Origin of the sequence: Burkholderia sola (assembly GCF_905400185.1) — a bacterium.
In the GTDB taxonomy this organism is placed as follows: Bacteria; Pseudomonadota; Gammaproteobacteria; order Burkholderiales; family Burkholderiaceae; genus Burkholderia; species Burkholderia sola.
In genome coordinates, this window is the sequence record NZ_FR989675.1 from 1,216,014 (window position 1) to 1,237,488 (window position 21,475).

17 protein-coding genes and 1 riboswitch are annotated in these 21,475 nt (G+C 69.8%); of the genes, 8 read left to right on the top strand and 9 right to left on the bottom strand.

The features are described from left to right. Window positions 1–68: 68 nt before the first annotated feature. From recC to arfB, 4 genes are read left to right on the top strand one after another with little or no spacing between them, the layout of a single operon-like run. Window positions 69–3,407 carry an exodeoxyribonuclease V subunit gamma gene (gene recC, locus KR541_RS05690; RefSeq protein ID WP_050015096.1) on the top strand — a complete coding sequence of 1,113 codons (3,339 nt, stop codon included), beginning with the start codon at window positions 69–71 and terminating at the stop codon, window positions 3,405–3,407. Next, window positions 3,404–7,111: an exodeoxyribonuclease V subunit beta gene (gene recB / locus KR541_RS05695; RefSeq protein ID WP_216089402.1), complete on the top strand. Its 3,708-nt coding sequence runs from the start codon at window positions 3,404–3,406 to the stop codon at window positions 7,109–7,111. Before recC ends, recB begins: the two co-directional genes overlap by 4 nt. Then, complete coding sequence (locus KR541_RS05700; RefSeq protein ID WP_216089403.1) at window positions 7,108–9,435, top strand: AAA family ATPase; 2,328 nt, start codon at window positions 7,108–7,110, stop codon at window positions 9,433–9,435. Before recB ends, KR541_RS05700 begins: the two co-directional genes overlap by 4 nt. Beyond that, window positions 9,432–9,836 carry an alternative ribosome rescue aminoacyl-tRNA hydrolase ArfB gene (gene arfB, locus KR541_RS05705; RefSeq protein ID WP_050015102.1) on the top strand — a complete coding sequence of 135 codons (405 nt, stop codon included), beginning with the start codon at window positions 9,432–9,434 and terminating at the stop codon, window positions 9,834–9,836. Before KR541_RS05700 ends, arfB begins: the two co-directional genes overlap by 4 nt. Before the next feature lie 55 nt (window positions 9,837–9,891). On the opposite strand, the gene KR541_RS05710 is transcribed toward arfB, so the two are convergent. From KR541_RS05710 to thiC, 5 genes are all read right to left on the bottom strand, one after another. Further along, window positions 9,892–11,172, bottom strand: a complete 1,281-nt coding sequence (locus tag KR541_RS05710; protein WP_050015104.1) for a sensor domain-containing phosphodiesterase — start codon at window positions 11,170–11,172, stop codon at window positions 9,892–9,894. Between the two features lie 497 nt (window positions 11,173–11,669). Then, window positions 11,670–12,596, bottom strand: coding sequence for a DMT family transporter (locus KR541_RS05715; RefSeq protein ID WP_216089404.1), 927 nt, complete (start codon window positions 12,594–12,596; stop codon window positions 11,670–11,672). A 152-nt stretch (window positions 12,597–12,748) separates the two neighbouring features. After that, window positions 12,749–13,003, bottom strand: a complete 255-nt coding sequence (locus KR541_RS05720) for a hypothetical protein (RefSeq protein ID WP_124680222.1) — start codon at window positions 13,001–13,003, stop codon at window positions 12,749–12,751. 219 nt (window positions 13,004–13,222) lie between these two features. Further along, window positions 13,223–13,435, bottom strand: coding sequence for a glycine zipper 2TM domain-containing protein (locus KR541_RS05725; RefSeq protein WP_011545020.1), 213 nt, complete (start codon window positions 13,433–13,435; stop codon window positions 13,223–13,225). Between the two features lie 232 nt (window positions 13,436–13,667). After that, on the bottom strand, window positions 13,668–15,599 hold the full coding sequence (thiC, locus tag KR541_RS05730; protein ID WP_050015108.1) for a phosphomethylpyrimidine synthase ThiC: 1,932 nt from the start codon (window positions 15,597–15,599) through the stop codon (window positions 13,668–13,670). A 124-nt stretch (window positions 15,600–15,723) separates the two neighbouring features. Beyond that, a riboswitch (TPP riboswitch) is annotated at window positions 15,724–15,840 on the bottom strand. Window positions 15,841–16,110: 270 nt separating this feature from the next. Between thiC and KR541_RS05735 the strand changes: the two genes are divergently transcribed. The 3 genes from KR541_RS05735 (at window position 16,111) to KR541_RS05745 (ending at window position 17,893) form a co-directional block, all read left to right on the top strand. Then, window positions 16,111–16,365 (top strand): pentapeptide MXKDX repeat protein, encoded by a 255-nt coding sequence (locus tag KR541_RS05735; protein WP_050015110.1) that lies wholly within the window; start codon window positions 16,111–16,113, stop codon window positions 16,363–16,365. Window positions 16,366–16,441: 76 nt separating this feature from the next. Continuing rightward, the gene (locus KR541_RS05740) at window positions 16,442–17,077 is read left to right on the top strand and encodes a cytochrome b/b6 domain-containing protein (protein WP_089488301.1); all 636 of its coding nucleotides are present in this window, start codon (window positions 16,442–16,444) and stop codon (window positions 17,075–17,077) included. Between the two features lie 27 nt (window positions 17,078–17,104). Beyond that, window positions 17,105–17,893 (top strand): molybdopterin-dependent oxidoreductase, encoded by a 789-nt coding sequence (locus KR541_RS05745; RefSeq protein ID WP_050015114.1) that lies wholly within the window; start codon window positions 17,105–17,107, stop codon window positions 17,891–17,893. Between the two features lie 25 nt (window positions 17,894–17,918). On the opposite strand, the gene KR541_RS05750 is transcribed toward KR541_RS05745, so the two are convergent. The 3 genes from KR541_RS05750 to KR541_RS05760 form a co-directional block, all read right to left on the bottom strand. Then, complete coding sequence (locus KR541_RS05750; RefSeq protein WP_050015116.1) at window positions 17,919–18,200, bottom strand: helix-turn-helix domain-containing protein; 282 nt, start codon at window positions 18,198–18,200, stop codon at window positions 17,919–17,921. Beyond that, window positions 18,197–18,550 carry a type II toxin-antitoxin system RelE/ParE family toxin gene (locus tag KR541_RS05755; protein WP_050015118.1) on the bottom strand — a complete coding sequence of 118 codons (354 nt, stop codon included), beginning with the start codon at window positions 18,548–18,550 and terminating at the stop codon, window positions 18,197–18,199. Before KR541_RS05755 ends, KR541_RS05750 begins: the two co-directional genes overlap by 4 nt. 201 nt (window positions 18,551–18,751) lie before the next feature. Then, window positions 18,752–18,949 (bottom strand): hypothetical protein, encoded by a 198-nt coding sequence (locus KR541_RS05760; protein ID WP_176016593.1) that lies wholly within the window; start codon window positions 18,947–18,949, stop codon window positions 18,752–18,754. Between the two features lie 108 nt (window positions 18,950–19,057). On the opposite strand from KR541_RS05760, the gene KR541_RS05765 reads away from it, so the two are divergent. Beyond that, window positions 19,058–20,236 carry an EamA family transporter gene (locus KR541_RS05765; RefSeq protein ID WP_050015120.1) on the top strand — a complete coding sequence of 393 codons (1,179 nt, stop codon included), beginning with the start codon at window positions 19,058–19,060 and terminating at the stop codon, window positions 20,234–20,236. Window positions 20,237–20,258: 22 nt separating this feature from the next. On the opposite strand, the gene KR541_RS05770 is transcribed toward KR541_RS05765, so the two are convergent. Next, window positions 20,259–21,458, bottom strand: coding sequence for an MFS transporter (locus KR541_RS05770; protein ID WP_050015122.1), 1,200 nt, complete (start codon window positions 21,456–21,458; stop codon window positions 20,259–20,261). Window positions 21,459–21,475 lie beyond the last annotated feature (17 nt).

Here is a 21,475-nt window from a genome sequence, read left to right on the forward strand (position 1 = left end):
GCCCATTTGCTATCCTTGGTGATCCTGTTCGCCCGGCCCCGCCGGTGCGAGGTTCCGACGCCCGCTTCATGCTCCATCTTTTCTATTCGAACCGTCACGAAACGCTGGCCGACGCGCTGCTCGAGGATCTGGCCGCGTTCCCGGCCCGCAACGGCCCGTGGGCGCCGCAACAGGTCATCGTGCCGAGCGCGGCGCTGCGCCGCCGCCTCGAGCTCGACATCGCCGCGCGCAATGGCGTGTGCGCGAACGTCGAGTTCACCTATCTCGCGCAATGGCTGTGGGCGCAGATCGGCCGCGTGCTGACGGTGCCCGCGCGTTCGCCGTTCGCGCCCGACCGGCTCGTGTGGCGCTGCTACCGGCTGTTCGCGGAGCCGGCAGGCGACGCGCCGTGGCTCGCGTCGCCGCGGCTGGCCGCGTATCTGTCGGCCTCCGACGACGCGATGCGCTACGAACTGGCCCATCGCGTCGCGGCCGTGCTCGATCACTACCTGACCTATCGCCCCGAATGGCTGGCCGCGTGGCAGGCCGGCGAATCGGTGCTCGCGGGCGACGGCGCGCCGCGCGGGATCAGCGACGCCGCGCGCGACGACGAACGCTGGCAGGCCGCGCTGTGGCGTGCGCTGCTGGCCGAGCTGAGCGACAGCGGCACGCCGCCGGCGCACCGTTTCCTCGTCGAGGCGCGCCATCTCGATGCCGAGGCGGTCGCACGCGCCGACTGGCCCGAATCGGTCAGCGTGTTCGCGCTGCCGACGATGCCGCCGCTGCACGTCGCGCTGCTGCGCGAACTGTCGCGCTGGATCGACGTGCGTGTCTACGCGCTGAACCCGTGCCGCGAATTCTGGTTCGACATCGTGACCGCCGCGCACGCCGAGGCGCTCGATGCGGCCGGGCGGCGCGACTACCAGGAAGTCGGCCATCCGCTGCTCGCCGAATGGGGCAGGCAGACGCAGGCGCAATTGCACATGCTGCATGAGCTGACCGAAAGCGCCGCGTCGGGCGATGCGTCGCGTTTCGTCGAAAATCCCGCATCCACCTGGCTCGCGCGCGTGCAGAACGCGATCCTCGAGCTGCAGCCGGAAGCCGAAATCGGCGACACGCTGGTCGAGCGCGGAATCGAGGTGCACGTGTGCCACAGCCTCGCGCGCCAGCTCGAGGTGCTGCACGACCGGCTGCTCGCGTGGTTCGACGCCGATGCGAGCCTGCAGCCGTCCGACGTGCTCGTCGCGGTGGCCGATCTCGCCGCGGCCGGGCCGCTGATCGACGCGGTGTTCGGCACGGCCGGCGCCGGCGGCGCGCGGGTGCCTTACCGGATCACCGGCCTGCCGCCGTCGCAGGCGAACCCGGTCGCGCGCGTGCTGCTCGACTGGCTCGCGTTGCCGGAGCGGCAGGTCGGCGCGCCGGAGTTGGTCGAATGGCTGCGCGTGGATGCGGTGGCCGCGCGCTACGACATCGACGCGGCCGCGCTCGAAACGGTGCAGACCTGGCTCGCGGCCGCCGGCGCGCGGCGCGGGCTGTCGCCGCTCGCGAGCGACGACGCGGCCGTGCCCGCGCCGCGCCATACGTTCTCCGATGCGCTCGCGCGGCTCTTTCTCGGCTATGCGATGCCCGAAGGCGCGGCGCCGATCGGTGCATGGCTGCCGATCGAGGCGGCCACCGGCAGCGAGGCCGAACTGCTCGGCCGGCTCGCGCGCTTCACCGACGATCTCGACGGCTTCGCGCGGCGGCTCGCGGAATCGCACACGCCGCGCGGCTGGAGCGAACTGTTTGGCGACACGCTCGCGCGCTTCTTCGATTCGGGCGCCGCGTATGCCGACGCGCTGGCCGGTGTGCGCGACGCGCTCGACGCGATGCTGGCCGCGATGACGGAGGGCGCGCCCGACGAGGCCTTGCCGGCGGCCGTCGTCCGCGCGGGGCTCGCGGCGGCGCTCGACGATCCGGCCCGCGGCGGCGTGCCGTGGGGCGGCGTCACGTTCTCGTCGCTGACGAGCCTGCGCGGGCTGCCGTATCGCGTCGTCTGCCTGCTCGGGATGGACGACGGCGTGCTGCCGAGCCTCGCGCGTGCGGACGAATTCGACCTGATGGCCGTGCTGCCGAAGCTGGGCGACCGGCAGCGGCGCGACGACGAGCGCAATCTGTTTCTCGATTTGCTGCTGGCCGCACGCGACCGGTTGCTGATCGCCTATACGGGCCGCAGCATTCGCGACAATGCGCCGTTGCCGCCCGCGGCGCTCGTCGACGAACTGCTCGATCATCTGGCGGACGTCACGGCCGGGCCCGGCGCCGCACCGGACGCGGTCGACGCCGCGCGCCGCGCGTTCATCGTCGAGCATCCGCTGCAACCGTTCGCGGCCGCGTATTTCCAGCCGGGCAGCGATCTCGTGTCGTACGACGCCGAGCGGGCGACGCTCGCGTCGCTGCTGGCTGCCGAAGCGTCGCGCGACGGGCCGCGCGAGCAAGCTTTCTTCGCGCAGCCGCTGCCGGCCGAGCCGGTCGAGCCCGTCGCGTTCGGCGAATTCGAACGTTTCTGGCGGCATCCGGCGCGTGCGTTGCTGCGCGGCCGGCTCGGCATCGTGCTGGCCGACGCGCAGGCCGAACTGCTCGATACCGAGCCGTTCGCGCTCGACTTTGCCGGCAGCGACGCGCTGGCCGAGCGCGTGCTGCCGCTGCTGATCGAAGCAGGCGACGGCGGCGTGCACGATCACGCGCTGCGCATTGCGGACGCGAGCCCGGAGTTGCCCGGCGGCGCGACGGGCGCGGTGTGGCGCGACCAGGCACTCGGTTCGATGACGCAGCTTGCGTCGAACGTGCGCCATGCGCTGGCCGACGGCATCGAGCGACGGCCGTTCTCGCTCATCGTCGTGCCGAAGTGGCCCGACACCGAGCAGGCGCTGTTCGGCGCCGACGACGCGATGCTGGCGGCCGATGCGGTGCGCGCGCCATTCGAATTGCACGGCACGCTGAACCGGCTGACACCGGCCGGGCAGGTCATCTATCGCTATGCGCGGCCGAGCGCGCGCGACTACCTGTCCGCGTGGCTCGCACATCTCGTCTACTGCGCGATCGAGCCCGGCGGCCCGCGCCGCACGCTGTGGTTCGGCAGCGGCGGCGCGTTCGAGCTGACGCCGGTGGCGGCGCCGCTCGACCGGCTCGCGCCGCTGGCCGCGCTGTTTCGCGCGGGTCGACGCATGCCGCTGCGGTTTTTCCCGCGCAGTGCGTGGGCAAGGGTATCCGACGGCGAGGCCAAGGCCGCGAGCGTGTGGATCAACGAGCGGGTCGTGAGCGAAGCCGACGATCCGGCCATCGCGATCGCGTGGCGCGGTGCGCATCCGTCGCTCGACGAGCCGTTCGGCACGCTCGCGCGGCTCGTGTTCGAACCGCTCGTCGAGCATCTGAAGGAGGTCGCATGAGTGCCGTGTCGCAGCAGCCGGCGCTCGAACTCGACGTGTTCGCGTGCCCGCTCGACGGCGTCAACCAGATCGAGGCGTCGGCCGGCACCGGCAAGACCTGGAACATCTGCGCGCTGTACGTGCGCCTGCTGCTCGAAAAGGATCTCGGCGCGGACGAAATCCTCGTCGTGACCTTCACGAAAGCGGCGACGGCCGAGCTGCACGAGCGGATTCGCAGCCGGCTCGCACAGCTTGCGCATGCGCTCGACACGGGCGACGACGGCGGCGATCCGTTCATCGCGCGCCTGCTGGAGACCACGCTCGGCGAAGGCGGCGCGCTCGACGCCGAGACGGCCGTGAAGCGGATCCGCCGCGCGCTGCGCGCGTTCGACCAGGCCGCGATCCATACGATCCACGCGTTTTGCCAGCGCGCGCTGCAGGAAGCGCCGTTCGCGGCGGCGATGCCGTTCGCGTTCGACATGGAGGCCGACGATGCGTCGCTGCGCTTCGAACTCGCGGCGGATTTCTGGCGCACGCGCGTCGAACCGGCGGCCGCGCGCTGGCCGGGCTTCGCGACCTGGCTCGTCGAATCGGGCGCCGGCCCGGCCGCGCTCGATGCGCAGCTCGCACGCCGGCTGAAGAAGCCGCTCGCCGCGCTGCGCTGGGACGGCGTGACCGAGCCGGACGAATCGGCGGAAGCGGCGGCGGCCGAATGCTTCGCCGAGGCGGCGCGGATGTGGGCGGCCGAGCGCGACGCGATCGATGCGTTGCTGCATGCCGCGCAGCCGGCGCTCAATCAGCGCTCGCACAAGCCCGATGCGGTCGCCGATGCGCTCGCCGCGTGGGCCGTGCATTTCGAGCAGGGCGACGCGACGGCCGCGCTGCCGAAAGCCGCGTTGAAGCTCACGCAAACCGCGCTGACCAAGGCGACCAAAAAAGGCGGCGCGACACCCGCCCACGCGTTCTTCGACGTGGCCGACGCGCTCGAAGCGGCGGTGGCCGCCGCCGAGGCCGCGCAGCGCGCGCGCTGGCTCGCGCTGATCGCCGAATGGCTCGACATGGCGCCGGGCGAGCTGGCCGAGCGCAAGCGCACGCGGCGCGTCGTGTCGTTCGACGATCTGCTCGCGAACCTGTATCACGCGCTGCACGCGCATCCGTGGCTCGCCGAGACGCTGCGCGCACGCTATCCGGCCGCGTTGATCGACGAGTTTCAGGATACCGATCCGTTGCAGTTCGCGATCTTCGACCGGATCTTCGCGCCGGGCGGCCCGCTGTTCCTCGTCGGCGATCCGAAACAGGCGATCTACAGTTTCCGCGCGGCCGATCTGCATACCTATCTCGCCGCGCGCGCGCGGGCGAGCGCGTGCTACACGCTCGCGGTGAACCAGCGCTCGACGCCCGCGATCGTCGACGCATGCAACCGTTTCTTCATGTCGAATCCGCGCGCGTTCGTGCTCGACGGGCTCGACTATTACGCGGTGCGCGCCGGCACGCGCGTGCGTGCGCCGTTCGTCGACGAAACCGATCCGGGTCCGGCCGGCGATTTCCGCGTATGGGCGCTGCCGGGCGGCGAGGGCACGCTGCACAAGCGCGATGCGCAAGCGCAGGCTGCCCAGGCTTGCGCGGCCGAGATCGCGCGGCTGATGCGCGGCGCGCGGGACGGGCGCGTGCGGCTGGGCGACACGCCGCTGTCGCCGGGCGACATCGCGGTGCTCGTGCAGACGCACCGGCAGGGCAGTCTCGTGAAGCGCGTGCTCGCGACGTGGGGCATCGGGAGCGTCGAGCTGGCGCAGGCGTCGGTGTTCTCGACCGGCGACGCCGAGCAGCTCGAACGCGTGCTGGCGGCGATCGATGCACCGGGCGACCTGCGGCGCCTGCGCGCGGCGCTCGCGTCCGACTGGTTCGGGCTCGATGCCGGCGCGCTGTGGCGCATGGAGCAAGGCGACGGCGATGCGCCACCCGGTGCATCGGCGGCCGACGGCGCCGACGCGATGAGCTGGGTCGAACGCTTCTCGCGGTATCGGCTGCTGTGGCGCGAACGCGGCTTCGCGGTGATGTGGCGCACGTTCACGCGCGAGCTGCGGATCGCCGAGCGGCTGATGGCCGGTGCGGACGGCGAGCGCCGCGTGACCGACATCAACCATCTGGCCGAGTTGACGCAGGCGCGTGCGTCCGCGCAGCCGGGCATCGCGCCGACGCTGCGCTGGCTCGCCGCGCAACGGCTCGACGGCGGCGGCGAGGAAGCGCAACTGCGGCTCGAATCCGATCGCAACCTCGTGCAGATCGTCACGGTGCACAAGTCGAAGGGGCTCGAATACGCGGTCGTGTTCTGTCCGTTCCTGAACGACGGCGGCCTGCGCGAGCCCCCGTCGTCCGCGCTGCCCGATGCGCGCGAGTATCACGACGACGCGGGCGATGCGGTGCTGCATTACGGATGCGACGACGAAGCGGCCGCGCACGCGGCGCGGCAGGCGTTGCGCGAGCAGGCCGCGGAGCGCGCGCGGCTCGTCTACGTGGCGCTCACGCGTGCGGTGTATCGCTGCTATGTCGTGGCCGGGCCCTACCTGTCGTCGCGCTCGACGCGCGAAGCGCGGCGTAGCGTGCTCAACTGGCTCGTCGCGGGCGCCGGCCTTGCGTTCGATGCGTGGCTCGACGAGCCGCCCGACGAAGCCGCGCTCGATGCGGCGTGGCGCGCGCTTGCGGGCGGCCCCGTGAGCGTCGCGCCGTTGCCCGTGCCTGCGCGCCGCGAGCGTCTCGCGGCCGGGCACGACGCGTCGCAGACGCTCGCGGCGCGTCATGCGACGCGCGTGCTGCGCGATGCGTGGCGAATGGCGAGCTTCAGCTCGCTGACCGCGTCGATGGCGCGCGAGGAGGCGGGCGTCGCGGCCGTGCCCGACGACGAACTGCGGCCCGATCACGATGCGCTGGCCGCGGTGACGCCGGACGGCGAACCGATGCTGGCCGATATGGTCGCGGCCGACCCGCCGGACGACGACATCCTCGCGTTCCCGCGCGGCGCGGCGGCCGGCGAATGCCTGCACCGCCTGTTCGAGCTCAGCCGGTTCACGGCGCCCGAAACGTGGCACAAGGCCGCGCTCGGCGCGCTGCACGACCGGCCGGTGGAGGCCGGGCCGGCGCTTGCGACGCGCCTGCCGGCGATGATGGTGCAGTTGGTCGACGACGTCGTGCACACCGAGCTCGTGCCGGGCATGCGGCTCGTCGATCTCGATCCGGCGAAGCGGCTCGACGAAATGGGCTTCCTGTTTCCGGCGCCGTCGCTCGACCTGCTGGCGCTGCGCCGGCTGCTGGTCGCGCACGGCTATCCGGACGTTGCACTGGAGGCGGGTACGCTCGCCGGTTTCATCAAGGGTTTCATCGACATGATCGTCGAACACGACGGCCGTTTCTGGATCGTCGACTGGAAGTCGAACCACCTCGGCACGACGCCGGATGCCTATGGCCCGCGCGCGCTCGACGTCGCGATGGCCGATCACGCGTATCACCTTCAGGCGCTGCTCTATACGGTCGCGCTGCATCGTTACCTGCGCGGCCGGCTGCCCGATTACGACTACGACACGCACATCGCGGGCTACCTGTACCTGTTCGTGCGCGGCGTGCGGCCCGGCTGGCGCAGCGGCGGCGAGCCGGCCGGCGTGCATGCGCGGCGGCCCGCCCGTGCGCTCGTCGACGCACTCGACCGGATGATGGAAGGGGGCCGCGCATGACCGCGTCCGACGACATGCTCGAATTCACCGGCGGCCTCGTCGCGCGGCTGCCCGAGCCGGCCGATTTCGGCATCGCGCTCGCGGAGGGCTTTGCGCGCCGCATCGGCGACCTCGCGCGGCGAGCCGGTGCGCCGTCCGCGTCGGCGCGCTGGGCGGCGCGCGCCGCGTTCGCGACGAGCCGCGCGACCGCCGGCGGCCACGTGTGCGTCGCGCTTGGCGCGCTCGCGCAGCGCTACGAAGCACCGCTCGACGAAGTGCGCGCCGCGCTCGCCGCGAGCGGCGTGGTCGCGTTCGGCACGCTCGCGCGCGGCGACGAGCGGCCGCTGATCGTCGATCGGCTCGATCACCTGTACCTGTCGCGCTATTTCGATTACGAACGGCGGCTCGCCGATGCGCTCGTCGCGCAGGCCGGTGTCGCCGCGCCGGACGAAGGCCTGTCGCCCGACCGCTTGCGCGACAGTCTCGCCCGTTACTTCGGGCCGGCTACGGGCGAAGTCGACTGGCAGCGCGTGGCGGCGATCGTCGCGCTGACGGGCCGCGTGACGATCGTCAGCGGCGGGCCGGGCACGGGCAAGACGACGACCGTCGTCGGCGTGCTGGCCTGTCTGCTCGACGCCCATCCGGGGCTGCGCATCGCGCTGGCCGCACCGACCGGCAAGGCCGCGCAGCGGATGCAGGAGGCGCTGCACGCGCGCGCAGGCGATCTGCCGCCCGAGCTCGCGGCGCGCCTGCCCGACACGTCGTACACGCTGCATCGGCTGCTGGGCGGCGGCGGGGCGGCCGGTTTCCGGCATCATCGCGACAATCCTCTGCCGTACGATCTGATCGTCGTCGATGAGGCGTCGATGATCGACGTCGCGCTCGCCGCGCATCTGCTCGACGCGCTCGCGCCGGGCGCGCGGCTCGTGTTGCTGGGCGACAAGGATCAACTGGCCGCGGTCGAGGCCGGCGCCGTGTTCGCGGAGCTGAGCGCGCGGCCGGCGTTCACCGCCGCGGCGCGCACGCGCATCGCGCACGCGCTGGGTATCGACGAGGCGGCGTTCGTCGCGGCGTTGCCGATGCCGGACGAAGCTGCGCCGGCGGCGGCGATTTCGGCCGCGCATCCGGTTCCTGCTTCCGCACGTGCTCCGGCGTCGCCATCGGCGTCTGCTCCCGTTTCACGCAGATCGGCGCCTCGGTCGTCGAAAGTCGATGCGCGACAGGCGTCGCTCTTCGACGACGAACCGCAGGATGACGAAGTGTCGTCGACGGCCGACATCGCGCCGCCACAGCCCACCGAGTCGGCACCGGCCGATGCCGGCGCACCAGACAGCAATGCGCCGGCCTGGATCGAGGCCAACGACCTCGCATGGCTCGACGCCGTCGAGCTACCGCCGTTCGACGCGGACGACGCGGCACTTGCATCGGCAGTGGCGATGGCGGCTGCATCGCCATTGACCGGCGAAGCCGCTGCCGCGTCCGCCGGCACGCCCGCACCGGCGTCGGCGCCGCTCGCGGACTGCGTCGTGTGGCTCGAACGCAATTACCGCTTCGGGCTCGATTCGCCGATCGGGCGGCTGTCGCTCGCGATCCGCCGCGGCGACGTGCAGGCGGCGCTCGATGCGCTGCCCGCCGACGAATCGGCAGCCGCATCGTTTCACGACGATGCGGGCGACACGCTGGCGTCATCGACGGTCGAGCGGCTCGCACGGCGCTTCGGCGCCTACCTCGACGCGTTGCGCGACGCGCTGGCCGCGCCGGCGCCCGATCCGCTGCCGCTGTTCGACGCGCTCAACCGGTTCCGGATCCTGTGCGCGACCCGCAGCGGTTCGCGCGGCGCGGAACACGTCAATGCGCTGGTGGCCGCGCACATGCGGCATGCGGCGCGCGTGCCGCTCGCGGTCGGCGCGCACTGGTTCACCGGGCGGCCGATCATGGTCACGCGCAACGACTATGCGCTGGGGCTGTTCAACGGCGACATCGGCATTGCGCTGCCCGACGCGCACGGCGTGCTGCGCGTGTGGTTCCGGCGCGCGGACGGCTCCGCGCGCGCGGTGTCGCCGGCTGCGCTGCCGCCGCACGAAACGGCGTTCGCGCTGACGGTGCACAAGTCGCAGGGCTCGGAATTCGACGAAGCGGCGCTCGTGCTGCCCGCGTCGTTCGGCCGGGTGCTGACGCGCGAGCTCGTTTATACGGCCGTCACGCGCGCGCGCACGCGCGTGCAGGTGATCGGGCCGCGGCGCGTGCTGGCGCAGGCGGTCGCGACGCGCACGCAGCGCGATTCGGGGCTCGCTGCCCGCGTCGACGAGGCGCTCGCGCGGCGCCGCATGGAGGCTTCGCGATGATGATCCGTTACACGCTCGATCCGGCCGACGTCGAATGGACGGCCGTGCGCGCGCAGGGCGCGGGCGGGCAGAACGTCAACAAGGTGTCGAGCGCGATTCATCTGCGCTTCGACATCCGCGCGTCGTCGCTGCCGCCGGTCCTCAAGGAGCGGCTGCTCGCGCTGTCCGACCAGCGCATCACGCGCGACGGCATCGTCGTGATCAAGTCGCAGGAATATCGGACACAGGAGAAGAATCGCGAGGCCGCGCTCGCTCGTCTCGATGCGCTGATCGGCAGCGTCGCGTACACGCCGCGCGCCCGGGTCGCGACGCGGCCGACGCGCGCGTCGAAGGAGCGGCGGCTCGAGCACAAGTCGCGCCGCAGCGTGGTGAAGTCGGGGCGCGGGAAGGTGGTCGACTGACGAACGAAGGGTCGGTGCTTGTCGCAGGCGAGCGAACGTCCGCCGTGCGCGCCGGCTACCGCATCACGGTTCCGGCGCTGTCGAGCACGAAGTCGACGCAGAACACGACGAGCCGGCTCTGCGCGCGGATCGCGACGGCGGCCGTATAGCAGTCGCGGCCTTCCGTCAGCGAGAAGTGCGGGCCCATCAGCGCGACGCGGCCGGGGGCGGCGATCGCGCGCTGGAAATACGGGCGGCGCGACCAGTTGCTGTGGGTCTCCGGGAATAGCGGGGCGAGACGGGTGACGCTTGCCTGGCTGTCGTCGGGCGGTGCGCCGATCGACGGCAGGAACTGTTCGCCGGTCTCGTCCGTCACGAACACGCGACGCGCGGCCGGCACCGCGAACACGCGTTGCGCGGCGTCCTGCAGGTTGCCGCTCGCCGAAAACGCGGCCGCGCCACTGAGCACGAGCCGTTCGATCGCGTCGAAGCCCGGCTGCTCGGCGGCCACCGGCGTGTGCCGGCGGGCGATGAAGCGCCGCCATGCGGCGTCGAGCATCGCGGGCGCCGCCGCGCTCGCGTGCGCGATCGATGCGTCGGGCTGGCCGAACTGGAAACCCTGCACGAAATCGATGTCGGCTTCCATCAGCGCCTGCAGCGCGTCGTCGCTTTCGACGCCTTCGGCCAGCACCATCGCACCGGCCTGGTGCAGCATCGACACGAGGTGATGCATGATGCGGCGATCGTCGGCCGAGCCGGTCGAACGCTCGACGAGCGAGCGGTCGAGCTTCACGATGTCGGGCCGCGCCCGCCACACGCGGTCGAAGTTCGAGAAGCCGGTGCCGAAATCGTCGATCGCGATCAGGAAATCGCGATGCTGGATCATGTCGATCGTGCGGGCGAGCGCGGCTTCGTCGCGCGCCGGCTGTTCGATCACTTCCAGCACGATGCGGTTCGGCGGCAGTGCGAAATGCCGGCACAGCGCCTCGACGAACTCGCGCTGCACGAGGCCCGTGTCGAGCACGCGGGGCGTCACGTTCAGGAACAGCCAGCCGTCGCCGATGCCTTGCGTGACGAAGTTGGCAGTGTGCAGGCAGCGCGCGAGCCGGTCGAGCAGCAGCGCGTCGGCGTCGCCGCGCGTCTTGTCGAACAGGGCGGTGGGCGACACCAGCGCACCGTTCGCGTCGACGACGCGCAGCAGCGCCTCGTAGCCGACGACGCGCTTGTGCGTGATCGACAGCACGGGCTGGAACACGCTGCGCAGTGTCGTGGTGCGATAGGTGGCGAGCCAGCCGTGGGGTGTCGGCGTGAGGCGTTCGAGCAGGGCGTCGAGCGACAGGTCGCGAGCGGGCTTCATGTCAACGGTGCCCGGAAGCGGGCGGCGGGGCGCCGACGCCCCGCCACGCCGATGCAGCCGCATGCGCAGGCGGACGCGAAAGAACGTGGGGCATCGAAACGCCTTCTGCGGATAAGTTTTCCGAGTGTAACGGGATTGCCGCGGCGCGCGTATCAGGGTAACTCCAGACGCAAACGGTACACCGCGATTCCGCCCGTGCGCAGCGGTGCGTCGACTGGCGCCGCGTGCATGCGTCCGGTGCATGACCGTCGCGAAACGAAGCGTGTGACGGCGGAGATGACAATCCCGGCAGCGCGGCGGCATGACCGTGCGTCGATGCCGCCCGATGCGCAGGCGGGTACGGGAAATTCCGGCGGCCAACCGCCGCCGTCAGACGAATGAAACGAATGCCCGCGCACTGCGGTGCGATCGGTGGCGCATCGGCCAACCCGCGTCGCGTCGCCACCGGCAGCGCCGCGCGACCGGCGGCGGTCCGTGCGCGCCCCGCGCGCCGATCGTCAGGTCGCCTCGCCGCCGCGCGGTCGGACGCCCGGAATCCGCTTGATCACGCCGGTGGCGAGCGCGGTGCCGACGAGCACGATCACGCAGCCTTCGATCATTACGGCCGACACGTGTTCGCCGAGGAACAGCGCGCCCCACAGCAGCCCGAACACGGGAATCACGAACGTGACGGTAATCGCGCGGGCGGGCCCCACATGCGCGATCAGGTAGAAGAAGATGAAATACGCGATGCCGGTGCACGCGACGCCGAGCGCGAGCACCGCGCCCCATGCGTGCACGCCGACCGGCGCGGCCGGCCACGTCGCGATCGCGAACGGCAGCAGCAGCACGGTCGAGCCGATCATGCTGCCGGCTGCGTTGACGAGCGGATCGACGCCGCTGAGCTTGCGTTTCGTATAGTTGGCCGCGATGCCGTACAGCAGCGTCGCGCCGAGTGCGGCCGCCGCGGCGAGCACGGTCGCGCTGGCGCCCGTGTCGCCATGCGCGTTCGCGACCTGGTTCCACACGAGCGTGAGCACGCCGGCAAACCCGATCACGAGGCCGAGCGCGCGTGGCAGCGACAGCTTGTCCTTCAGCCACAGGTAAGCGACGAGCGCGCCCCACAGCGGCGTCGTCGCGTTGATCACCGACGTCAACCCGGCCGACAGCGTCAGTTCGGCGAACGCGAACAGGCAGAACGGGATGCCCGAATTCAGTGCGCCGACGACGAACAGCGGCCACGCATGACGGCGCAGCCGGGCGCCGAGATCGGCGGGTTTGAAGCGCGTCAGCGCGAAGCCCGCGAGAAACAGCGCGCCGATGCCCACACGCAGCGCCATCAGCGGCGCGACGCCGAAATCGACGACGCCGACCCGGATGAACAGGAAGGATGCGCCCCACAGGGCGGCTAGCACGGTCAGCAGGAAAGCGTTCTTGGGCGACATCGATCGGCGAGGGCGGGGACGGGATGCGAGGAATCTTACACCGCGCGACCGCACCGTCGTTTCATGATCGGATGAAACGACAAGAAACGGGAATTTCGCCGGTTTGCCGCCGGGCGGCGGCCGGCCGACCGCGTGCGGCGCGGCCGGTCGGATCAGTGATGACGCCAGCCGCCGCGTCCGCCGAAGCCGAAATTGAGCGACAGCGCCGGGCCCCAATAACCGCCCCATGCCGGCGCATACGCAGGCGCCGGATAGTAGTAGGCGGGGGCCGGTTCGACATACACGGGCGCGGGCTGTACCGGCACCGGCGCCGCCGTGTAATAGCCGCCCGGATAATAGCCGTACGGGTAATAGCAGCCGGCAAGCGTCGTGCAGGCAAGCGCCGCGGCGACGAAGGTCCTGTTCATGATGTGTCTCCGGCGGAGCCGGCTATCGGCAGATGCTTGTAGCTTAGGCCGAGTACCGATGACACGGCATGAAAAACGGTAACCGATCATTTCCGGGCGCAGCGGCCGCGCCGGTTCCGGCAGGACATACGAAAACGGCGCTTCCGCACCGCGGAAACGCCGTTGGACCGGCCGGCCTGCGGCTGGGCGACGACGCCCAACCGGCCGATGTCGGACTCGTTACTTGCCGACCTGGTTACCGATGATGCCGCCGGCCGCCGCGCCGCCCAGCGTCGACAGCGCGTTGCCGCCGATCGCCGCGCCGGCGACGCCGCCGACACCCGCACCGATTGCCGTATCACGCTGGCGTCGCGACATCGAATCGCAGGCCGACAGGCTGGCCACCGTCGCGACGAGGAGCGCGCATACCCCAAAACGCCGAATCGAGTTCATGATCGTTGTCCTTGTGGTAGTGAACGGAAGGCGCACGACCGGCTGGCGGCCGCGCATGTCCCCAATCTACGCGCCGCCCCGCGCTGCTGCTGTAAGGACTTGTTAAGGCTCCCGCGGTTTCGTAATCAATTGTTTCGGGTCCGCCGGCAGGCACACGGCATGCGCAAAAAAGCCCGCTCGAAAGCGGGCTTCAGGCATCGCCAGAGGGGCCGGTGCGGCCCGCTGCGCGCGCTTACTGACGGTGATAGATCTCGGCGCCCGTCTTCACGAACTCGACCGCCTTGACCTCCATCCCTTTCTTCAGCGCCTCGGTTTCCGACACGCCCTGCTGCGCCGCGAATTCGCGCACGTCCTGCGTGATCTTCATCGAGCAGAAATGCGGGCCGCACATCGAGCAGAAGTGTGCGACCTTCGCCGAATCCTTCGGCAGCGTTTCGTCGTGGAATTCGCGCGCCTTGTCCGGATCGAGACCGATGTTGAACTGGTCTTCCCAGCGGAACTCGAAGCGCGCCTTCGACAGCGCGTTGTCGCGCACCTGCGCGCCCGGGTGACCCTTGGCGAGGTCGGCGGCGTGCGCGGCGAGCTTGTACGTGATGATCCCTTCCTTCACGTCGTCCTTGTTCGGCAGCCCGAGGTGTTCCTTCGGCGTCACGTAGCACAGCATCGCGGTGCCGAACCAGCCGATCATCGCGGCGCCGATGCCCGACGTGATGTGGTCGTAACCCGGCGCGATGTCGGTGGTCAGCGGCCCGAGCGTGTAGAACGGCGCTTCCTTGCACCAGTCGAGCTGGAGATCCATGTTCTCCTTGATCAACTGCATCGGCACGTGGCCGGGGCCTTCGATCATCACCTGCACGTCGTGCTTCCACGCGATCTGCGTGAGCTCGCCGAGCGTCTTCAGTTCGCCGAGCTGCGCTTCGTCGTTCGCGTCGTAGATCGAGCCGGGACGCAGGCCGTCGCCGAGCGAGAAGCTCACGTCGTACGCCTTCATGATCTCGCAGATCTCTTCGAAGTGTTCGTACAGGAAACTTTCCTTGTGATGCGCGAGGCACCACTTCGCCATGATCGAGCCGCCGCGCGACACGATGCCCGTCATCCGGTTCGCGGTGAGCGGCACGTACTGCAGGCGCACGCCCGCGTGGATCGTGAAGTAGTCGACGCCTTGTTCGGCCTGTTCGATCAGCGTGTCGCGGAAGATTTCCCAGGTCAGGTCCTCGGCCTTGCCGTTGACCTTTTCGAGCGCCTGGTAGATCGGCACCGTGCCGATCGGCACCGGGCTGTTGCGGATGATCCACTCGCGCGTTTCATGGATGTGCTTGCCGGTCGACAGGTCCATCACCGTGTCGCCGCCCCAGCGGATCGCCCACGTCATCTTGTCGACTTCCTCGCCGATCGACGACGTGACGGCCGAGTTGCCGATATTCGCGTTGATCTTCACGAGGAAGTTGCGGCCGATGATCATCGGCTCGGATTCCGGGTGGTTGATGTTGGCGGGGATGATCGCGCGGCCGCGTGCGATTTCGTCGCGCACGAATTCCGGCGTGATCTCGGCCAGCGCGTTCGCGCCGAAGGCCGCGGCGCCGAACGCCTGGCCCGGGTGCTGGCGGCCCATCATCGCGGCGAGCTTCGCGCCGTTCGGGCCGCTCGACTTCAGGCTCTCGATGTATTCGGCGCGGCGCTGGTTCTCGCGGATCGCGATGTATTCCATTTCCGGCGTGATGATGCCCTGGCGCGCGTAGTGCATTTGCGTGACGTTCTTGCCGGGCTGCGCGCGGCGCGGGTTGCGGTGCAGGCCCGGGAAACGCAGGTCCGCCGTGGCCGGATCGGCCGCGCGCTCGAGGCCGTACTGGCTCGACAGGCCGGGGAGCACCTCGGTGTCGCCGCGTGCTTCGATCCAGCGCTGGCGCAGTGCGGGCAGGCCCGCGCGGATGTCGATCTTCGCGTCCGGATCGGTGTACGGGCCCGACGTGTCGTACACGTAGATCGGCGGATTCTTCTCGCCGCCGAAGCCGGTCGGCGTGTCGGCCTGCGTGATCTCGCGCATCGGCACGCGGATATCGGGCTGCGAGCCGGTGACATAAACCTTTCGCGAATTGGGCAGCGGCGCGACGGCAGCGGCGTCGACGTGCGCGTCGGCAGACAGAAACTTCGGATTGGCGTTCATGCAATCTCCTGTGCGGGCTCCGGGCAGGCGCGTCGGCGCTTGCCCGGAGCCCTTGACGAATGTGGGGCTCGAGCTAAGCAGGAGACGAGGCTTGGTGAGGCGGCGGATTTCGTCAGAAGGATGGCGGCGAAATCCGTACGCTTCCCTGCGCTGGCATTATCCAGATCAGGTTCAAAGGGTATTTCTCACCCGCAATGCCGGTTGTTTGACCGAACGCATTGCAGGACCCCCGCGTTAGCAAGGGCACACGATACACCGGCTTGGCGGCGGTTTCAACCGGGTCCGAAGCCGATGTCGGCGGGCAGCGGGCGGGGCGCGGACGCCGACGCCGACGCGGTGCGCCGCAGCAGGCGCGGCCGTCTATCCGCCGTGGCGCCCGGAACAGAAGGAGCGGGCAGTGCAGCATTTCCGTCCGTTGTTTCCCGTTTCGAAAAAATTTTCGACATCGCTGTCATTTCCGGCGGCGTCCTCCGTCTATTCGGCTCCCAAACCCATGTATCGGAGAGATGTCATGAAAAACGTATTCCTTGCCGCCTGCGTCGCCGCACTTGCCACGATCGCAACGGGCGCCCATGCGCAGAACGATGCGATGTCGAAGGACGGCATGTCGATGTCGAAGGACGCGATGGGCCACGACGCGATGGCGAAGGACGGCATGAAGAAGGACGGCATGAAGAAGCATGCGATGAAGAAGGATGCGATGGGCCACGACGCGATGAAGAAGGGCGACGCGATGAAGAAGGACGCCATGAGCCCGTCGAACTGACGAATGCGTGCGGGGCGCGGGCGGCCGGTCATCGGCGCGCATCGCGTCCCGTCGCCTCATTCCGGGAGTCATCATCATGCAAACGGTTCCTGTCACCGATCGTGCGAGCGTGCCGCCGCCCGCGCCGACGACGATCCATCCGCGGTGGGTGCGCGCGAGCCACTGGCTCAACGCGCTCGCGGCGATCCTGATGGCGCTGTCCGGCTGGCGCATCTACGACGCGTCGCCGATCTATCCGTCGTTCACGTTCGCGCACGGCATCACGCTCGGCGGCTGGCTCGGCGGCGCGCTGCAATGGCATTTCGCGGCGATGTGGCTGCTGGTCGGCAACGGGCTGTTCTACCTCGCGATGTCGATCGCGACGGGGCGCTTCGCACGCAAGCTGCTGCCCGTGACGCCCGCGTCGGTGTGGCGCGACGTGCGCGCCGCGCTCGGCGGGCGGCTGTCGCACGACGACCTGAGCGTCTACAACGCGGTGCAGCGTGCCGCGTACCTGACCGCGATCGTCGATCTCGTCTTGTTGGTGCTGTCCGGGCTCACGATCTGGAAATCGGTGCAATTCCCGTTGCTGCGCGAGCTGTTCGGCGGCTACGACAACGCGCGCATCGTTCACTTCTGGGCGATGGCGCTGCTCGTCGCATTCGTCGTCGTTCACGTCGCGATGGCGTTGCTGGTGCCGCGCTCGCTGCTCGCGATGCTGCGCGGCCGCTGACCCGCTTCGCGGGCGAAGGAAATCATCATGTCGGAATCCGAAAAATCCCGCGGCGAGCCGCGCTGGACGCTCGACCGGAAGTCGCTCGAGCTTGACGTGCGCCGCGAACTCGAGATGCCGTCGCGACGGCTCTTCAACCGGCGCGTGCTGACGCTCGGCGGCCTTGCGATGCTGACCGGCTGCACGCTGCAGGATGACGCATCGGTCAACACGTTTCTCGAAAAAGTGTCGCGCATGAACGATCGCGTGCAGGCGTGGCTGTTCAACCCGAACCAGCTCGCGCCGACCTACACCGAAGCCGACATCACGCGGCCGTTTCCGTTCAACGCGTACTACGGGATCGACGAAGTGCGGCACGTCGACGCGTCGACGTACCGGCTGGTGCTGTCGGGCCGCGTGACCGGCAAGCGCGTGTGGACGCTCGACGAGTTGTATGCGCTGCCGCACGCGGAACAGATCACGCGGCACATCTGCGTGGAAGGGTGGAGTGCGATCGGCCGCTGGGGCGGCACGCCGTTCGGCGCGTTTCTGGCGCGCGCCGGTGCCGATACGCACGCGAAATACGTCGGCTTCAAATGTGGGGACGACTACTACGAGAGCATCGACATGCCGACCGCGCTGCATCCGCAGACGTTGCTCGCATTCGAGTACGACGGCCATCGTCTGCCGCCGGAATACGGTTTCCCGATGAAGCTGCGGATGCCGACCAAGCTCGGCTACAAGAACCCGAAGCACATCATGGAAATCTTCGTGACCGATACGTTTCCGGGTGGCTACTGGGTCGATCAGGGCTACAACTGGTTCGGCGGATCGTGAGCGATGCGCGGGGCATGCGCGTGCGTCATGCGGATTCGCGCACCTGCAGATCGACGCGCAGGCCGACGGCCGCGGCCATGTTCACGAGCGCGTCGAGCCCGAACAGGTTGATCTTGCCGCGCATCAGGTCGGACACGCGCGGCTGCGTGACGCCCAGCTGCTTCGCGGCTTCGGCCTGACTCAGTTCGAGCCGCGCGATGCGCTGCTTGAGCGCGATCATCAGTTCGGAGCGCAGCTTCATGTTCGCGGCCTCCGCTGGCTCGCTTTCGATTGCGTCCCAGACGTTCGCGTAACGTTCATTGGTCATTGTTTCAACTCCATCATCAACGACCGGTACCGGCGGGCGGCGAGGTCGATATCGGTCTTGTTCGTGCGCGACGATTGCTTGCGGAAGCAGTGCAGCACGTAGACGGCTTCGGCGAACGTCGCGACGTAGACGATCCGGAAGGCGCCGCTCGCATCGCGCAGGCGAATTTCCCGCACGCCGATGCCGATGGTGCGCATCGGTTTCCAGTCGTCGGGCGCGAGGCCACGCTGCACCTGGTCGATCTGGTGGCCGGCTTCGCGCCGCGCGGGCAGCGGAAAGTCGCGGAGATCGGCCAGCGCGGTGCCGACGAAAACGACCGGCTTCGGCGGAAGGATATCTGAATTATACAAAATCTTGTATGGCGGTGTGAGTATCGGAAAGAGGCTGCTCACGGCAATGCGCGAGCATGCCGTCCGTCACGATAGACGCGCCGCGAAGCGCCGGCGCACTTGACTGGTCGTCCGGCCGATGCTGGATCAACGGCTGCGAATGGCGACGAGGCGGGTCGCCCACGCGCCGGTTATCCGCCCCCGCGTATCCGGCCCCGCATTTCACCCGTCCTTCGCGCGAAAAATGTCGCGCCGAAACATCAGTCGATATCTTTCAGACAGGTCTGACGATGCTTTCGAATCCTTGATGCCATAATGCCGAGCGTGTGCAGCCGCGCGGTTGCGCACGTTTTTTTTGCCCCGTTTTTGCCCTTTTGCCGCCGCTTGCCGGTTCTCTTTCGTCGCCGTTCGCACTGCCATGTCGTCCCGCACGTTCGCTCTGCCTTCCCGGTCCCGCATGGACCGTTTGCCGGCATCGCCGGCGCCTTTCAGCGGAGCACGCGGCGTGACGTGCGAGCGGGTGACTCGATGACGCCGCTCGACCGCCTCCTCGATTTCCTCGCCCGTTTTTCGTTCCGGATCCGCCTGCCGCAAAGCCGCGGCGGCCGCGTGGCGCTCGCGCTCGTCTTCATCTATTTCGTCTGGGGTTCGACCTACAGCGGGCTGCATTTCGCGCTGCAGTCGTTCCCGCCGCTGCTGCTGTCGGGGTTGCGCAACCTGCTCGGCGGGATCGGCCTGTTCATCTTCGCGCTGCGGCGCAAGCCCGAGTGGCCGACGCTCGTGGAAATCCGCAACTCGGCGATCGTCGGCACGATGCTCGTCGCGCTGTCGTCCGGCACGATCGCGCTCGGCATGCGCACGGTCAGCAGCGGGTCGGCCGCGGTGATGGTCGCCACTGTGCCGCTGTTCGCGACCGTGATCGCGGCGGTGGCCGGGCGGCCGGTGACGAAGGGCGAATGGGCGGCCGTCGCGCTCGGGATGGTCGGCATCGTCGTGCTGAATTCGGGCGGCGCGCCCGCCGCGAACTCGGCGCTCGGCACGATCTGCGTGCTGGCCGGCGCGCTGTTCTGGGCGGGCGGCGCGCATCTCGCGACGCGGCTCAAGCTGCCGTCGGACCTGTTCCTGTCGACGTCGCTGCAGATCGGCCTCGGCGGCCTGATGTCGACGATCGTCGCGTGGCTGCTCGGCGAACGCGTCGAACAACTGGCCGTCGGGCCGGTGTTCGCGTTCGTGTACCTGATGGTGTTCTGCACGATGGCCGCGTACGTTGCGTACGGCTACCTGATCCGCCACACGAGCCCGATCATCGCGAGCAGCTGCATGTACGTGAACCCGATCGTCGCGGTCGCGCTCGGTGCGCTGCTGCTGGGCGAACCGGTGACGATGGCGACCGTCGTCGCGACCGTCGCGATCCTCGGCAGCGTCGGATTGTCGTTCGTGTTCGACCCGGCGCGCCGGCCCGCGGCGGCCGCTGCTGCCGGTTCGCCGGCCATGGCGGCCGAGCAGGCGGTGACGGCGGACGGTTCGCCTGTCGCCGAGCCGGTCGCCACGCAGGAGGCGGCGCCGATCCTCGCGCCTTCCGCCGTCCCGCTCGCGGTGCCAACGCCCGCGGCAGTGATGGATCCCGCCGCGGTGATCGACCCGGCCCCGGCGTTCGCGCCGCCGCCCGTCGCCGCGGAGCCGGCCGCGTCGCGCACCGACGCGTGACGCCGCGGTGGCCCGGTCGTGCTCAGCCGCGCCTGCCGCCGCGATGGTGGGACCAGCCGGCGAGCGCGGTAAACAGCAGGCCGGCTGCGCACATGCCGGTCCAGCCGAACGCGCGCCATGCGGCGACGCCGGCCGACGAGCCGAGCGCGCCGCCGATGAAATAGCACACCATGTACACCGTGTTCACGCGGCTGCGCGCGTCGGGCTTCAGCGCATAGATGCGCGACTGGTTCGAGATCTGCGCGGCCTGTACGCCCACGTCGAGCACGATCACGCCGATCACCAGCCCGACGAGGCTCGAACCCGACAGCGCGAAGATCACGAACGACAGCGCGAGCAGCGCGATCGCGAGCGAGATGATCGCGCGCGGGCCGCGGGTGTCCGCAAAGCGGCCTGCATACGGCGCGGCGAGCGCGCCCGCGGCCCCGACGATCCCGAACAGGCCGGCGGCCTGCGGGCCGAGATGGAACGGCGCGCCGGCGAGCAGCAGCGTGAGCACCGGCCAGAACGCGCTGAACGCCGCGAACAGCGCGGCGCCCGTCAGCGATGCCTCGCGCAGCCCGCGCAACTCGACGGCCAGATGCCACATCGAGCCGAGCAGCTTGCCGTATGACAGCGTCGACGTCGGCGAGCTGCGCGGCAGCCGCAGCACGATCACGATAGCGAGCGCGACGAGCGCCGCGACCGACGCGGCGAACACCGCGCGCCAGCCGAAATACTCGGCGACGAAGCCGGCGGCGGTACGCGCGAGCAGGATGCCGAGCAGCAGGCCGCTCATCACGGTGCCGACCGCGTGGCCGCGTTCGGCCGGCGGCGCGATTTCGGCGGCGAACGGCACGGCCTGCTGCGCGATGGTCGCGAGGATGCCGATCGCGAGGCTCGCGAGTGCGAGTACGACGAGCGACGGCGCGGCGGCCGCCGCGATCAGCGCGATCGACAGCGCGGCGATCTGCAGCAGGATCAGCCCGCGGCGATCGAAGCGATCGCCGAGCGGCGCGAGCAGGAACATGCCGGCCGCATAGCCGAGCTGCGTCGCGGTCGGCACCACGCCGATCCATGACGCGCTGTCGGGGAAGGACGAGCGGAAGCTGTCGAGCAGCGGCTGGTTGTAGTAGATGTTCGCGACCGATACGCCCGCGATCGTCGCAAGCAGCAACAGCAGGCCGCGCGAGTAGTGGGGCGAGGGGGCGTCGGTCGGACGGTCGGTCGAGGCAGTGGACATGGCGGCGGCGACGGAGT